Here is a 13,587-nt window from a genome sequence, read left to right as displayed (position 1 = left end):
GGGGCGTTCTCGTTGTGTCTTAGACTGCGGCGACCTTGGTCTTGGCGCGGCGCTTCGTGGTGCCGCGCAGAGCGGCCTGACGCTCGGACTCGCTCATTCCGCCCCAGATGCCGTACGGCTCAGCTACGGCGAGGGCGTGTTCGCGGCACTGCTCCAGGACGGGGCAGCTGTAGCAGATCGCCTTGGCGCGGTTCTCGCGGTTCGTGCGGGCGCGGCCGCGCTCGCCGTCCGGGTGGTAGAAGACATCGGAGGCCTCGCCGCGGCAAGCTCCTTGGAGCTGCCAATCCCAGAAGTCGGCGTTCGGTCCGGGCAGCTGGTGCGGCATGGACATCGTGGGCATTGAGTGAAAATCTCCTCAGGCTAATGAACTACGAACAACCGCTTCCCGCGCGCCAGCGCAGCTGGGTGGGCCGCATGAAATGCCGGTGCGCCGTGAAGCAACGAGATAGGAGTGTGCAGGGTGTTGGTAAACAGCTGGTTTCTGACAGGTGTCGCACAGTTTGAACTAAGGGTTTTGGCGGGGTCGGCATCGCCGTGAACAGTGGGAACCGGCGGAGGTTAAAGGTCGGTGAATTGTTGGTGTCTGCCAGCGCGCCGTCCCACGGGGGTTCATGCGCCACAAAAATCACAGAAGTCTAGACATTCGGGGGTGGGGAAGGGTTCGCGGCGTTGAGTTCCTTCGGTGATCTGGACGGCGGCCGTGGTTTGCGGCGTGCATTTATGCCGTTCACGGTCAAAGACGTACGATGAACACGCCCAAAAACAGGCGGTCTGGCGTAATCTGCATTAGATTCACCCCGGAAGAACGCGCGCTGTCCGCGTTCGCGACTGCATGGACCGCCAAGGAAACCGAGACCAGACCCCGCGAAGGAGAGACGTGGCCGCACACGATGCCGATGACCGCCTCGCCTCACTGGTCCCCTTGGCGCAGGAAGGCGACCAGCGCGCACTGAAAGAGATCATCAAGATCGTGCACCCGACGGTGCTGCGCTACGCGCGCGCCCGCATTAGCGGCGGGCGCACCCCCACGGCTGAAGACGTCGCGCAGGAGATCTGCCTCGCGGTGGCCACCTCGGTGAACAAATACCAGGACAAGGGAAAGCCGTTCATGGCCTTTGTCTACGGCATCGCGTTCAACAAGGTCACTGACGCCCACCGTTCGCTGTCCCGCGACAAATCCAGCCCCACGGACGAGGTCCCTGACCAGGAATTTCGCGGGGGTACCCCCGAAGATGTAGCCATGGTGGAAGTGGGTAGTAACAGAGTGCGGGCATTGCTCGATCTGCTTAGTGAGAAGGCTAGAGAGATCGTCATTCTGCGCATCTTCGTCGGACTATCCGCAGAGGAAACAGCAGAGATCACCGGCAGCACCGCGGGAGCGGTGCGCGTCGCTCAGCACCGTGCACTCGCCACGATGCGAAAAGCCGTCGAAGAAGAACGAGAACTGAACGAAGAACCGTCGCCGGGCCGGTACACGCAGCTGAGCTGACCTGGGGCGGGATGGGAAGAAGCAAGGAGGGTAGCCATGGAACCGAGATTCACCGGCCGTCGCGGACAGCACCGCGCGGAGGACGCCGATTACACGGCGAACATGGATGAATTGCTGGCCAGCGACGCATTTCTGACGGACCTGTCGCGTGGCGTCGATCCGGCCGGCGGTTCCGATGAATTGGCCGCCCTGCTGCTGGATCTGCGCGACGAGGTTGAGGCGCCGATGCCGCCGGCCCCGGAGCTGCCTGGCGAGGCAGTGACGGAGGAGAACCCGGCAGTGGCTTCCCTTGACGCGCGCCGTGCCGAGCGCGGGAAGCGCGGAAAGAAGGCGGGTGTCCGCACTAGCCCGTGGCTCGCGGGCTTGGTCGGTGCGGCCGCCGCGACCGTCATGGTGGCCGGCACCGGGGCCGCGCTCTACCACGCCACCCCGGACTCGGCCCTGTGGGGCCCGTCCGAGGCCGTCTTCGGCGACCGCACCAACTCGGTGGAATTTGCCAGCGCCCTCGACGAGATCGACAGCAAGACCGAATCCGGCGACATCGCCGGTGCCCGGGTGCTCATCGACCAGTTGCGCGAGTCGTTGAACCAGGACCGTTCCGAGCGCGCGGAACAGGACAAGAACGGTGCCGAAGCACCCGTTGTCAACCACAAGGACACGGTCACGGTCACCAACGCCCCGAAGCCGGAGGAGAAGCAGAAGCCGGCCGAGCCGGAGCAGCCCGCGACCATCACGGTCACCCCGGAGCCCGTCACTCAGACTGTCACGGTCACCGAAACGGCGCCGTCGCAGGGCGGGCGGGACACGGAACCGTCGTCAAGCGCGCGCCCCACGTCGACAACCTCGACGATTCCCACGACGACCAAGCAGCTCGGCGCCCCGCAGCAACCGGAAGCCCGCTCCTCCCAGTAGTTTCGGCTAGCGCGCGTCGAGCCCGTCGAGGTAGCCCAATGCGTAATCCCACGGCACGTACGCGCGCGGATTCGGCTCCGCGCTAGGCTCGTGCACGGGCGGCAATTCTCCCTGCAAGCTGGCGATCATGTTCGTGATCATGATGTCCCAGTCGTAATAATGGACTTCCTCGCAGTCCTCGCACAGGAAGTGGATGCCCAAGATCCCGAGGGGCTCGAGCACGAGCTTGAACTCGCGCGTCTGCGCAAGATCGCGCAGGACAGCCTGGCGTTCCTCCGGGCTGAGCGGCTCCACGACTTCATCGTCCTCGATGAAGGATGCGGGATCGTTGGGATCGTCTGCGAACGGGTCGCGCGGCATCATGGAGTCAAAATTCACGTCTCCAACCTTATGGCCCGGCGGCGGCGAAGTTCAATTTTCGTGCGGTTTTATTTGCCCGTTTATCTGCCCGCCCCTGACCCGGCGCCTGATTTGCGCGACGCACTATGCTGACAGGGGTAGAAGGCAGCGGCGTGCGCCAATGCGCCGCAGGCACGTCCCGCGAAGCGGAGAAAGGGAGCGAGTGACCATGTCCAACGAGCGAGTTTTGACCGGTGGAGACGATCCGAACAAGGTCGCTTTCCGTGGCCTGACCTTCGACGACGTCCTGCTCTTGCCGGCCGAGTCGCACATCGTGCCCAGCGAGGTGGACACCTCCACGAACTTCAGCCGCAACATCAAGCTCGGCATCCCGGTCGCCTCGGCCGCGATGGACACCGTCACTGAGTCCCGCATGGCCATCGCGATGGCGCGTCAGGGCGGCATCGGCGTGCTGCACCGCAACCTCTCCGCGCAGGACCAGGCCGAGCAGGTCGACGTGGTCAAGCGCTCGGAGTCGGGCATGGTCACCGATCCCGTCACAGCAACGCCGGACATGACGCTTAACGACGTCGACGCGCTCTGCGCCCGCTTCCGCATTTCCGGCCTGCCCGTTGTGGACGGAAACGGCGTGCTCACCGGCATCATCACCAACCGCGACATGCGCTTCGAGCGGGACTTCAACCGCCCCGTCTCCGAGGTCATGACCCCGATGCCGCTGGTTGTGGCAGGCGACGGCGTGTCCAAGGAGGAAGCGCTCAACCTCCTGTCCTCCAACAAGGTGGAAAAGCTCCCCATCGTCGACGACGCCGGCAAGCTCACCGGCCTGATCACCGTCAAGGACTTCGTGAAGACGGAGCAGTTCCCGAACGCCTCCAAGGACGCCGAGGGCCGCCTGCTCGTCGCCGCCGGTATCGGCACCGGCGAGGACTCCTACGACCGTGCCGGCCTCCTCGTCGAGGCTGGAGTCGATGCCCTGATCGTCGACTCCGCTCACGCCCACAACAACCGCGTGCTCGAGATGGTCAACCGAGTCCAGCGCGACTTCGGCGACCGCATCGACGTCATCGGCGGCAACCTGGCCACCCGCGAGGCAGCACAGGCCATGGTCGACGCCGGCGCCGACGGCATCAAGGTCGGCATCGGCCCAGGCTCCATCTGCACCACCCGCGTCGTCGCCGGTGTCGGCGCCCCGCAGATCACCGCGATCCTCGAAGCCTCCGTTCCCGCCCACAAGGCCGGCATCCCCGTCATCGCCGACGGTGGCATGCAGCACTCCGGCGACGTCGCCAAGGCTCTCGCCGCTGGCGCGTCCTCCGTCATGCTCGGCTCCATGCTCGCCGGTACCGCCGAGGCTCCCGGCGACATCGTTGTTGTCGGTGGCAAGCAGTACAAGCGCTACCGCGGCATGGGCTCCATGGGCGCGATGCAGGGCCGCGGCCTGACAGGGGAGAAGCGCTCCTTCTCCAAGGACCGCTACTTCCAGGCCGACGTCACCAGCGAAGACAAGCTCGTGCCGGAGGGCATCGAAGGCCGCGTGCCGTACCGCGGCGAGATCGACTCCATCACCCACCAGATTGTCGGCGGACTCCGCGCGGCAATGGGCTACACCGGCTCCGGTTCGGTCGAGGAACTGCAGACGAAGCAGTTCGTCCAGATCACCACTGCCGGTCTGCGCGAGTCCCACCCGCACGACATCACCCAGACCGTCGAGGCGCCGAACTACCGCGCTTAGATAGCGCTTTCGCTCACGTTTCCCACGTAGACAAAGAAGGAAGACACCATGCGTGATTACGTCGAGATCGGCATCGGCCGCGAGGCCCGCCGCGCGTACTACCTGCGGGATATCAGCATCGTGCCTGCCCGCCGCACACGTTCTTCGAAGGACGTGGACCTGAGTTGGAATATCGACGCCTACACGTTCGACATTCCCTTCGCTTCCCACCCGACGGACGCTCTGGCGAGCCCCGAGTTCGTCATCGAAATGGGCAAGCAGGGCGGCCTCGGCGTGATCAACGCTGAAGGTCTCTGGGGCCGCCACGCCGACCTCGACGGCGCGATCGCGAAGGTGATCAAGGCGACGCTCGAAGCCGATCATGTCGATCCGAAGTCGACTGCCGCTGAAGACAGCGCGGTGAAGACACTCCAGGAGCTTCATGCAGCCCCGCTCGACCACGACCTGCTTTCCGAGCGCATCGCCCAGGTCCGCGACTCCGGTGTCACCGTCGCGGTCCGTGTGAGCCCGCAGCACGCCCACGAGCTCGCGCCCGTCGTGGTCAAAGCCGGCGCTGAGATCCTGTTCATCCAGGGCGAGATCATCTCCGCCGAGCACGTCCAGGAGGGCGGCGAACCGCTCAACCTCAAGGAGTTCATCGGCTCCCTCGACGTTCCCGTGATCGCTGGCGGTGTGGCTGACTACACGACCGCGCTGCACCTGATGCGCTCCGGTGCTGCCGGCATCATCGTGGGCCAGGGCGCGACGACTTCGGACGCCGCGCTCGGCATCGGCACCCATATGGCGACCCAGATCGCCGATGCCGCTGCCGCCCGCCGCGAGTACCTCGACGAGACCGAGGGCCGGTACGTGCACATCATCGCCGACGGCGGCATCGTGACCAGTGGCGATATTGCCCGTGCAGTCGCCTGTGGCGCTGATGCCGTCATGCTCGGCACGCCTCTCGCCGCTGCGTCCGAGGCGGCCGCAGGCGGCTACTACTGGCAATCGCAGGCAGCGCACCCGCGCTTCCCGCGCGGTGTCATCGCTCGTGTCGACGGCGGTTTCAGCTTCGGCTGGGGCCTCGACGACCCGGGTGCTACCGAGGACGTCCTGAAGCAGCTCCGCACCGGTAGCCCGAGCCTGGAAACGATTCTCCACGGCCCGAGCACCAGCACGTGGGGCGGCCACAACCTCGCCGGCGGCCTGCGTCGCGTGATGGCCAAGTGTGGCTACACCGACATCAAGAGCTTCCAAAAGGTGGACATCACTCTCACCAGCTAGCTGCGCACTTTCGCGGCCGACAACGCCCGGTGGATCTTCAATGATCCCCGGGCGTTTTTCATGTCTACGGGGTGAGGCGGATGTCACGGACAAGTCATCTTGACTCTCCTGCAAGTCCGACTAAAGTATGGCCAGAATAAAAAGTACGTCTAGGCGTAACCTACGGAAAAGCCTTGGCGGAATACATTTACAGGAAAGGAAAACTCAATGATTCGGTCGGAAAAGCAGGAGTCACGATCAGCACTGTTCGTGGCAGCAGCCGCGATGATGGCGATGATTCTCGCGGCGGCGCTCACAGCGTGCGCGCCGGAGGAGGATCGTGCAGACGGCGGAAAGCCGAAAGTGCTGACCACTTTCACTGTGATCCAGGACATCGCCCAGAATGTCGCGGGGGAACACTTGACTGTGGATTCTTTGACGAAGCCGGGGGCGGAGATCCACGGCTACGAGCCCACGCCGGCTGATATCCGCCGCGCGTCGGATGCCGACCTCATTCTGGATAACGGCCTGAACCTGGAGAACTGGTTCGCGCAATTCGTCGAGGACGTCGACGCGCCCCACGTCACCGTCAGCGACGGCGTGGACCCGATCGACATCACCGAGGACGAGGGCGCGGGCAAACCGAACCCGCACGCGTGGATGAGCCCGGTCGAGGTGGAGAAGTACGTGGACAATATGGTCACCGCCTTCAGCGAACTCGATCCGGACCATGCTGAGGACTTCAAGCAGAACGGCGAGCAGTACAAAAAGGAGCTGCAAGAGGTCCAGGACGGCATGGTCACTGAGTTGGCGAACCTGCCTGAGCAGCATCGCGCACTGGTGACGTGCGAGGGCGCATTCTCCTACATGGCACGCGACGCTGGTCTGGAGGAACGGTTCATTTGGGCCGTGAACTCCGAGAATGAGGCAACTCCGCAGCAGATCACCCGTGCCATCGAATTCGTCAAGGAGAACGACGTGCCGGCCGTATTCTGCGAGTCCACGGTCTCGGACGCACCAATGCAGCAGGTAGTTGACGCAACCGATGCCACCTTCGGCGGCACTCTGTACGTCGACTCCCTTTCGGAAAAAGACGGTCCGGTTCCGACCTACCTCGACTTGATCAAGCACGACGCCGACGTAATCACGCAGGCGTTGACGGGTAAGAAGTAGGTGCCACGGTGCAACAGGAAACGTCATCAGCTGCGGCGGCCGTTTCGTCGAATGCGACTCCCGCGATATCCGTGCACGATGTCACCGTTCACTATGGGAGCGTGCTCGCGCTCGACGGTGCATCCCTCGAGATTGCGCCGGGACGCGTGTGCGGACTCGTCGGAATGAATGGATCCGGGAAATCTACGCTATTCAAAACGATCATGGGGCAGACCCGGCCGGATTCCGGGACCGTCGCCGTCAACGGAGATGACCCCGCGGTTGCCCGCCGCACCGGTGTGCTCGGGTACGTGCCTCAGCGCGAGGCAGTGGACTGGGATTTCCCGGTCAGCGTGCGGGAGGTGGTCATGATGGGTCGCTACGGACAACTCGGTTTCACGCGCCGGCCTCGCCGGGCTGATATCGAAGCCGTCGACCATGCACTCGAGCGCGTGGAGCTCACGGACTATGCCTCACGTCAGATCGGTCAGCTTTCCGGCGGCCAGCGGAAACGCGCCTTTGTTGCCCGGTGCATTGCCCAGGGGGCGAGGATCATGTTGCTGGACGAGCCTTTCGCGGGCGTCGATAAGCGCAGCGAAGCGACGATGACCCGGCTGTTCCGTGAGCTTGCAGACGGCGGTGCCACCGTCTTCGTGTCCACGCACGACCTCCCTGCGTTGCCTGAGCTGGCTGATGAAGCGATGCTGCTCAACCGGCATGTGCTCATGCACGGCTCGCCCAAGGATGTCCTGCAACCCGATAATCTCGCCGCTGCCTTTGGGCTGGATGTGATGAAACGATGATCTCTTTTCTTGTCGACCCGTTCGCCTACGACTTCATGGTCCGCGCGTTCGCCACGAGCCTGATTTCCTCCATCGTGTGCGCGGTGCTGTCGTGCTGGCTGGTCCTCGTCGGCTGGTCGCTGATGGGCGATGCCGTGTCCCACGCGGTGTTCCCCGGCGTGGTGCTGGCGTATATCGCCGGCGTTCCCTTCGCTGTCGGGGCAGTGGTCTTCGGCTTCCTCGCCGTGGGATTGATCGGCGTCGTGCGTGATACGAGCCGGGTCAAAGAAGACGCTGCGATCGGAATCGTCTTCACGACGCTCTTCGCGTTCGGGCTCGTGCTCATCTCCGTCACGCCCTCGCACACCGACCTCAATCACATTATCTTCGGTAACCTGCTCGGCGTCTCCAAAGCTGATCTCGTGCAGATCCTCGTTTTGGGCGTGGCCACGCTGGCCGTGCTCGTGCTCAAGCGCCGCGATTTCACGCTTTTCGCTTTCGATCCCGTGCATGCTCACGCGATTGGTCTGTGGCCGAAGCTGATTGGGGCAGTGTTGCTCGCCCTGCTCGCGCTCACCTGCGTGGTGGGGCTGCAAGCCGTCGGGGTGATCCTCGTGGTGGCGATGCTGATCATTCCGGGTGCGACCGCGCACCTTTTGACCGACAGTTTCGGCCGCATGCTGCTGATCGCTCCTGCGGTGGCCACCGTATGCTCCGTCGCGGGGCTGTACGCGAGCTACTACCTCGACGCTTCGCCTGGCGGACTCGTGGTCATGGCGCAGGGGATCGCATTTTTGCTGGTGTACCTGTTCAGCCCGAGCCAGGGGATCGTCACAGCGCGTGCGCGCCGGGGCGGAACGGCGCGGTTAATTGGAGACGAACAGCGCGTCGGTAGCGGTGCGGCCGAGCGGAACTGAGTTCTTTGCCCCGTCCACCGTCACATCGAGCGACTCGGAAAACGGCGCGCCTTCTGTGACCGTGAGAACGGCACCGACAACGATGCCGTTCTCCTCGAAATACTTCAGCAGGGTCGGGTCCGAATCGGAGATCCGCTCGACAGTGACCGTCGTCCCCGCTGCACCGGCGCCCGCCCCAGCATCCGTGAGGCGGCGCGCGTCCAAAGCGGGCACCGTACCGTCGGCGGTCGGGATCGGATCCCCGTGCGGGTCGCGGGTGGGGTGGCCGAGCAGCTTGTCCAGCCTGTCCACCAGGTAGTCAGAGACTGCGTGCTCCAAGTGCTCCGCTTCGTCGTGCACTTCGTCCCACGTGTACCCGAGAGTCTCCACCAAGAACGTTTCGATGAGCCGGTGGCGCCGGATCATGTCTACTGCGTACCCGCGGCCCTTCTCGGTCAATTCCACCGAGCCGTACGGGGCGTGCACGATCAACTCCTGTGCGGCGAGCTTGCGCACAGCATCCGAGACCGACGACATCCGCAGCCCCGTCTGCTTCGAAATCAGGGTCGCCGTCACGGGTTCTGCCGACCATTCCGTGAGACTCCAGATGACCTTCAAATAGTTCTGGGTCGAGGTGGATAATTCGCTCACCGACATGCGTTCAACTCTACTTACCTTCCGGGAGCACGCTTATCGACGCCGCCGTGAGCCCGCAATCCGCCCTGCACAGTTGCGATTATTCAGTCTATTCAGGCCATGAGTTAGACTCTGAAACCGTGACTACCTCCGCGAACGCACCAGAGCAGACCCCGCCCGCAAACGCCCACCCGCGCCCCGTCCTCGTTGTGGACTTCGGCGCGCAATATGCGCAGCTCATCGCACGTCGAGTGCGTGAGGCACGCATCTATTCGGAGGTCGTGCCGCACACGATCACGGCCGCAGAACTCAAGGCTAAAGACCCGGTGGCACTCGTGCTCTCGGGTGGCCCGTCGTCCGTGTACGAGGACGGCGCACCCCAGCTCGATCCGGAGATTTTCGAGCTCGGCCTGCCCACTTTCGGTATCTGCTACGGCTTCCAGGTGATGACGCAGGCGCTGGGCGGCACCGTCGCCAAGACCGGCTCCCGTGAGTACGGCCGCACCGCCATGGATGTCCGCGGCGGCGTCCTCCACGATGGTCTGGATGCCAACCACCCGGTGTGGATGAGCCACGGCGATTCCGTGACCGAGGCTCCGGAGGGCTTCGACGTCACCGCCACCTCTGAGGGCGCCCCCGTCGCCGCTTTCGAGAACACCGACAAGTGCATGGCCGGTGTCCAGTACCACCCGGAGGTCATGCACTCTCCGCACGGCCAGGAGGTGCTCACGCGCTTCCTCACGGAGATCGCGGGCCTCGAGCAGACCTGGACCGCGTCCAATATCGCGGACCAGCTTATCGACGCTGTCTCTCAGCAGATCGGCCCCGATGGCCGCGCCATTTGCGCCCTGTCCGGCGGCGTCGATTCTGCCGTTGCCGCCGCACTGGTGCAGCGCGCCATCGGCGACCGCCTCACCTGTGTTTTCGTCGACCACGGCCTCCTGCGCAAGGGTGAGCGCGAGCAGGTCGAGACCGACTTCGTCGCCGCCACCGGCGCCAAGCTCGTCACCGTCGATGAGCGCGAGGCCTTCCTGGACAAGCTGGCCGGAGTCACTGAGCCGGAGGCGAAGCGCAAGGCCATCGGTGCGGAATTCATCCGCTCCTTTGAGCGCGCCGTTGCCGGTGTCCTCACCGAATCCGGCGACGATGCCCCCGTCGACTTCCTCGTGCAGGGCACCCTCTACCCGGACGTCGTCGAATCCGGCGGCGGTGCCGGCACCGCGAATATCAAGAGCCACCACAATGTCGGCGGCCTGCCCGACGATGTCGAATTCGAACTCGTGGAGCCCCTCCGTCTCCTGTTCAAGGACGAGGTCCGCGCCGTCGGCCGTGAACTCGGTCTGCCCGAGGAAATCGTCAACCGCCAGCCCTTCCCGGGCCCCGGCCTGGGCATCCGCATCATCGGTGAAGTCAACGAGGAGCGCCTGGAAACCCTCCGCGCCGCCGACGCCATCGCCCGTGAGGAGCTGACCAAGGCCGGCCTCGACGACCAGATCTGGCAGTGTCCCGTCGTCCTGCTTGCCGACGTCCGCTCCGTCGGCGTCCAAGGCGACGGCCGCACCTACGGCCACCCGATCGTGCTGCGCCCCGTCGCCTCCGAAGACGCCATGACCGCCGACTGGGTCCGCATCCCTTACGAGGTCCTGGAAACCATCTCCACCCGCATCACCAACGAGGTCGAAGACGTCAACCGCGTCGTCCTAGACATCACGTCCAAGCCGCCGGCCACCATCGAGTGGGAGTAGCGCCCCGGGCCCGGCTGGGCTCACGCATTCCGCCGGTCTGGGCAGCTCCGCTAGCCAGACTGGCCAATTCGGCCTATATTCAGCGCATTGTCACTGTGCGTTCTCCACGACTCGGATATCGCCGATTTTCTGGTTCAGATTCAGCGTGAGAACTTGGCCATCGCCGTCCACTCGTTCGTGGGGGCAGTCGGTCTCGCCGATGCTTGTGTGGCATCTGACATCGACTGGGCTTCCTTCTGTCGGAAGGAGGACTTCAATCGACCCGACCATGCCATTCACATCGAGTGTCGCTGGCTCATCCAACGGCCAAAGCCCCGTGAGGTCTACCGTGATGCTGCCGAACGCATTCTTCACAGGATGGATTGGGATTGATTCTGGGTCCGTGATGAACACTTCCTTCGGCCCGACCCACCCCGCTTCCCGAGCGCGGAACGTGATGGAGGTGCCCATCCCAAGGACAGTGATGATGGCCAAAGCAGTCACCATGTTCTTCCACATTCGCTCTGGATTCTCCGGCGGCTGTTCCCCGGTAGTGACTAGCGGTCGGCGGCGGTTCCGGTTCGGGGCTTGGTAAACCCCAGCCTGGTAAGCACCCTGAGGTGTGTACGGCGAATGCTGCGGGTGCCCAGCCCCAACTCCCGTGGGGTGGCCGGGTCCAGCTGGAGTGTATGGATTGTGCGGTAGTTCAGGCTCAGCCGCCGGGTGATAGCCGTGAGCATCGTGGCTGCCGGGCGCACCGTAAAACCCTTGCGCACCGTGGCCATTTTGAACACCGGGGTGGGAGCCTGCCGCCGGAGGCGGGGGCACGAGTAGCCCGGGTGGCGGTTCGGGATAACGCTCGTGCAAGCGCTTCCAGCCGAAGTAGAAGATCAGTGCGGCCAGGGGGACTGTCAACCCGTAGGCTTCACCGAACTTGAAAATGGTGCTCGAAGAGAAGCAGGCCAGAAGGAGGATCATCGCCCACCCTAAGATGCGATCCTGCTCGTCTTCCGGAGTCAGCGGGTGTTTAGGTTTGACGATTACATCGATGGGGGCGGAGTGCCTACCTTTTTTGGGCATGAGCAGGATGCACAGGGCGTACAGCAAGAGGCCGATGCAACCGATGAAGAACAGGACGAGGAATGCGATTCTGATAAATGACGCATTCACCTGGTAACGCACTGCGATGCCTTGGCAGACACCAGCGAGTTGGCCGTCTTCATTGCGACCGGGAATGCGAGGTGGGCGTGTATCCCACATGTCCTTAAGGGAAGTGCCTGCGGTGCTCATGCGTTAGGTGTGCATTCTGTGCTGGTGCCCGTCTTGCCCCTGGCGCTACCAAAGCGCCGGAGCCTGGAAACCCAGGTTTAGGCATACGGGTTGTTCTGCGGAGAGTACGGGTTGGCGTTGCCGCCCGGCTGGCCGTCATTGGTCTGCGGTTGCTGCTGCGTCTCGGGCTGTGGTTGAGCCTGCGGCTGCGTCTCCGGCTGTGGCTGAGCCTGCTGCTGCGTCTCGGGCTGCTGCTGCACCTCGGGCTGTGGCTGAGCCTGAGCCTGCGCGTGGCCGCCACCTGCCGGCGGCTGCGGCTTCGGGTTGCCGGCGGAGGGCTGGGGTTGCTGTGGTCCTGGGGTGGTCGGTGGGATGCCGAGTCCCTGGGGCGGTACGGGGGTGCGGTTGTGGAGGAGCCACCACGCAACGAGTCCAAGAATGGGGCCGACGAGCGGGAGGACAATGAAGCCGTACCGGAAGCCCATGATGATGGAGGGGAAGGCGGACATGAGGAAGATGAGGAGTGCGATGAGCAGGATCCAGCCGGTGCTCTGCTCCTTCTTCTCTGTTTCGGTCAGGTTGTTCTTGTCGCCGAGGACTGCGCTCAAGGGGGAGGAAGCGGTGTTGATGCGCGGCATGGTCAGCCAGCACAGGATGTAGAGGAGGATGCCACCGCCGCCGCTGAGTACTGCCAGCACGGCGAATGCGATGCGGACGATCATGGGATCGATTTGGTAACGCGCGCCGATTCCTTCGCAGACGCCTGCAAGCATGGCCTTGCCGCCGTTTTCTTTGGGGATGCGCGGAGGTCGAGTTTCCCACATGTTCTGAGGACTGCTTGTGGAGTTGGTCATATATCCAAGTATGCAGTTTCCTGGGTCACTTCGCTGGCACCGTTGACCGTTTTGTAATGCGGGCCTGGTTGTTGGTCGCGCTCAGTCCGCGTAGGCGAGGCGTCGCGAGCCGTCGACGTGCGGGTAGAGCACCCATGCCGCGCCCGCGACGAGCAGGAATGTGAGCGCGACGCCCCACGCGGGCCACTGTGCGAGCGGGGCCAGCATCAGCGCGAGCCACCAGAGCATCAAAGGCACGAGCATGCTTATCGACGGCACCGTGCTCACCTTTTTCCTCGCAGCGAAAGCCCGCATCTCCGCCCGGTAGGGGTGGAGAAGGGTGACCGCCACGGCAAGTATTGCGCAGCCGATGGCAATCAGGACTTTCGGGCCGATGGCCAGCTGCGAGACCATGACGGCGATCGACCCGGCGACACCTGCGGTGCCTGTCGTCTGCACGAGTGCTGGCGTGGGAATCGGGGTGATGCGGCTGCGGACATCGTGGGCGTACATAGGGGTGGACGCTACCACACTGCTGCTGGTAGAAAATGTGTTCGAAA

The 13,587-nt window shown here is 64.0% G+C and carries 14 protein-coding genes; 8 read left to right on the top strand and 6 right to left on the bottom strand.

Features of this window, described 5'->3' with window-relative positions:
- Nucleotides 1-19 precede the first annotated feature (19 nt).
- Complete coding sequence (locus tag J5Y21_RS06635) at nucleotides 20-331, bottom strand: WhiB family transcriptional regulator (RefSeq protein ID WP_210573927.1); 312 nt, start codon at nucleotides 329-331, stop codon at nucleotides 20-22.
- Between the two features lie 546 nt (nucleotides 332-877).
- Between J5Y21_RS06635 and J5Y21_RS06630 the strand changes: the two genes are divergently transcribed.
- Both J5Y21_RS06630 and J5Y21_RS06625 read left to right on the top strand, forming a co-directional pair.
- A complete protein-coding gene (locus tag J5Y21_RS06630) occupies nucleotides 878-1,489 on the top strand; it encodes a sigma-70 family RNA polymerase sigma factor (RefSeq protein WP_349236960.1) in 612 nt (203 codons plus the stop codon).
- A 36-nt stretch (nucleotides 1,490-1,525) separates the two neighbouring features.
- Nucleotides 1,526-2,401: a hypothetical protein gene (locus J5Y21_RS06625; RefSeq protein ID WP_210573856.1), complete on the top strand. Its 876-nt coding sequence runs from the start codon at nucleotides 1,526-1,528 to the stop codon at nucleotides 2,399-2,401.
- A 6-nt stretch (nucleotides 2,402-2,407) separates the two neighbouring features.
- Here J5Y21_RS06625 and J5Y21_RS06620 read toward each other — a convergent pair whose 3' ends face one another.
- Complete coding sequence (locus J5Y21_RS06620) at nucleotides 2,408-2,779, bottom strand: DUF5319 domain-containing protein (RefSeq protein ID WP_349236959.1); 372 nt, start codon at nucleotides 2,777-2,779, stop codon at nucleotides 2,408-2,410.
- Nucleotides 2,780-2,969: 190 nt separating this feature from the next.
- Between J5Y21_RS06620 and guaB the strand changes: the two genes are divergently transcribed.
- From guaB to J5Y21_RS06595, 5 genes are all read left to right on the top strand, one after another.
- Nucleotides 2,970-4,493 (top strand): IMP dehydrogenase, encoded by a 1,524-nt coding sequence (gene guaB, locus J5Y21_RS06615; protein ID WP_210573854.1) that lies wholly within the window; start codon nucleotides 2,970-2,972, stop codon nucleotides 4,491-4,493.
- A 48-nt stretch (nucleotides 4,494-4,541) separates the two neighbouring features.
- The gene (locus tag J5Y21_RS06610; protein ID WP_210573852.1) at nucleotides 4,542-5,756 is read left to right on the top strand and encodes a GuaB3 family IMP dehydrogenase-related protein; all 1,215 of its coding nucleotides are present in this window, start codon (nucleotides 4,542-4,544) and stop codon (nucleotides 5,754-5,756) included.
- Nucleotides 5,757-6,029: 273 nt separating this feature from the next.
- On the top strand, nucleotides 6,030-6,908 hold the full coding sequence (locus J5Y21_RS06605; RefSeq protein WP_232745304.1) for a metal ABC transporter substrate-binding protein: 879 nt from the start codon (nucleotides 6,030-6,032) through the stop codon (nucleotides 6,906-6,908).
- An 8-nt stretch (nucleotides 6,909-6,916) separates the two neighbouring features.
- Nucleotides 6,917-7,690 (top strand): metal ABC transporter ATP-binding protein, encoded by a 774-nt coding sequence (locus J5Y21_RS06600; RefSeq protein ID WP_210573850.1) that lies wholly within the window; start codon nucleotides 6,917-6,919, stop codon nucleotides 7,688-7,690.
- A complete protein-coding gene (locus tag J5Y21_RS06595) occupies nucleotides 7,687-8,586 on the top strand; it encodes a metal ABC transporter permease (RefSeq protein WP_210573848.1) in 900 nt (299 codons plus the stop codon). The genes J5Y21_RS06600 and J5Y21_RS06595 overlap by 4 nt, the downstream gene beginning before the upstream one ends.
- Here J5Y21_RS06595 and J5Y21_RS06590 read toward each other — a convergent pair.
- Nucleotides 8,536-9,222 (bottom strand): metal-dependent transcriptional regulator, encoded by a 687-nt coding sequence (locus J5Y21_RS06590; RefSeq protein WP_210573847.1) that lies wholly within the window; start codon nucleotides 9,220-9,222, stop codon nucleotides 8,536-8,538. The two genes, J5Y21_RS06595 and J5Y21_RS06590, sit on opposite strands and share 51 nt — an antisense overlap.
- Nucleotides 9,223-9,341: 119 nt before the next feature.
- On the opposite strand from J5Y21_RS06590, the gene guaA reads away from it, so the two are divergent.
- Nucleotides 9,342-10,946: a glutamine-hydrolyzing GMP synthase gene (gene guaA, locus J5Y21_RS06585; RefSeq protein ID WP_210573846.1), complete on the top strand. Its 1,605-nt coding sequence runs from the start codon at nucleotides 9,342-9,344 to the stop codon at nucleotides 10,944-10,946.
- Nucleotides 10,947-11,036: 90 nt separating this feature from the next.
- Here the strand turns inward: guaA and J5Y21_RS06580 are convergent, their stop codons facing one another.
- The 3 genes from J5Y21_RS06580 to J5Y21_RS06570 form a co-directional block, all read right to left on the bottom strand.
- Nucleotides 11,037-12,215, bottom strand: coding sequence for a PspC domain-containing protein (locus J5Y21_RS06580; protein WP_210573845.1), 1,179 nt, complete (start codon nucleotides 12,213-12,215; stop codon nucleotides 11,037-11,039).
- 77 nt (nucleotides 12,216-12,292) lie between these two features.
- On the bottom strand, nucleotides 12,293-13,018 hold the full coding sequence (locus tag J5Y21_RS06575) for a PspC domain-containing protein (protein ID WP_210573844.1): 726 nt from the start codon (nucleotides 13,016-13,018) through the stop codon (nucleotides 12,293-12,295).
- A 111-nt stretch (nucleotides 13,019-13,129) separates the two neighbouring features.
- Nucleotides 13,130-13,540, bottom strand: coding sequence for a hypothetical protein (locus J5Y21_RS06570; RefSeq protein WP_210573843.1), 411 nt, complete (start codon nucleotides 13,538-13,540; stop codon nucleotides 13,130-13,132).
- Between the last annotated feature and the right edge of the window lie 47 nt (nucleotides 13,541-13,587).

The sequence above is a fragment of the Corynebacterium sp. Marseille-P3884 genome, assembly GCF_017942225.1.
Classification (GTDB): Bacteria; Actinomycetota; Actinomycetes; order Mycobacteriales; family Mycobacteriaceae; genus Corynebacterium.
Note: the sequence above shows the minus strand (reverse complement) of the source record. Positions and strands in the feature narration are given on the sequence as shown.

What these genes read in the sequence shown, in the direction of transcription:
- J5Y21_RS06635 (WP_210573927.1), bottom strand. Translation starts at nt 331, where the DNA reads ATGTCCATGCCGCACCAGCTGCCCGGACCGAACGCCGACTTCTGGGAT.
- J5Y21_RS06625 (WP_210573856.1), top strand. Translation starts at nt 1,526, where the DNA reads ATGGAACCGAGATTCACCGGCCGTCGCGGACAGCACCGCGCGGAGGAC.
- guaB (WP_210573854.1), top strand. Translation starts at nt 2,970, where the DNA reads ATGTCCAACGAGCGAGTTTTGACCGGTGGAGACGATCCGAACAAGGTC.
- J5Y21_RS06610 (WP_210573852.1), top strand. Translation starts at nt 4,542, where the DNA reads ATGCGTGATTACGTCGAGATCGGCATCGGCCGCGAGGCCCGCCGCGCG.
- J5Y21_RS06605 (WP_232745304.1), top strand. Translation starts at nt 6,030, where the DNA reads ATGATTCTCGCGGCGGCGCTCACAGCGTGCGCGCCGGAGGAGGATCGT.
- J5Y21_RS06595 (WP_210573848.1), top strand. Translation starts at nt 7,687, where the DNA reads ATGATCTCTTTTCTTGTCGACCCGTTCGCCTACGACTTCATGGTCCGC.
- J5Y21_RS06590 (WP_210573847.1), bottom strand. Translation starts at nt 9,222, where the DNA reads ATGTCGGTGAGCGAATTATCCACCTCGACCCAGAACTATTTGAAGGTC.
- J5Y21_RS06580 (WP_210573845.1), bottom strand. Translation starts at nt 12,215, where the DNA reads ATGAGCACCGCAGGCACTTCCCTTAAGGACATGTGGGATACACGCCCA.
- J5Y21_RS06575 (WP_210573844.1), bottom strand. Translation starts at nt 13,018, where the DNA reads ATGTGGGAAACTCGACCTCCGCGCATCCCCAAAGAAAACGGCGGCAAG.
- J5Y21_RS06570 (WP_210573843.1), bottom strand. Translation starts at nt 13,540, where the DNA reads ATGTACGCCCACGATGTCCGCAGCCGCATCACCCCGATTCCCACGCCA.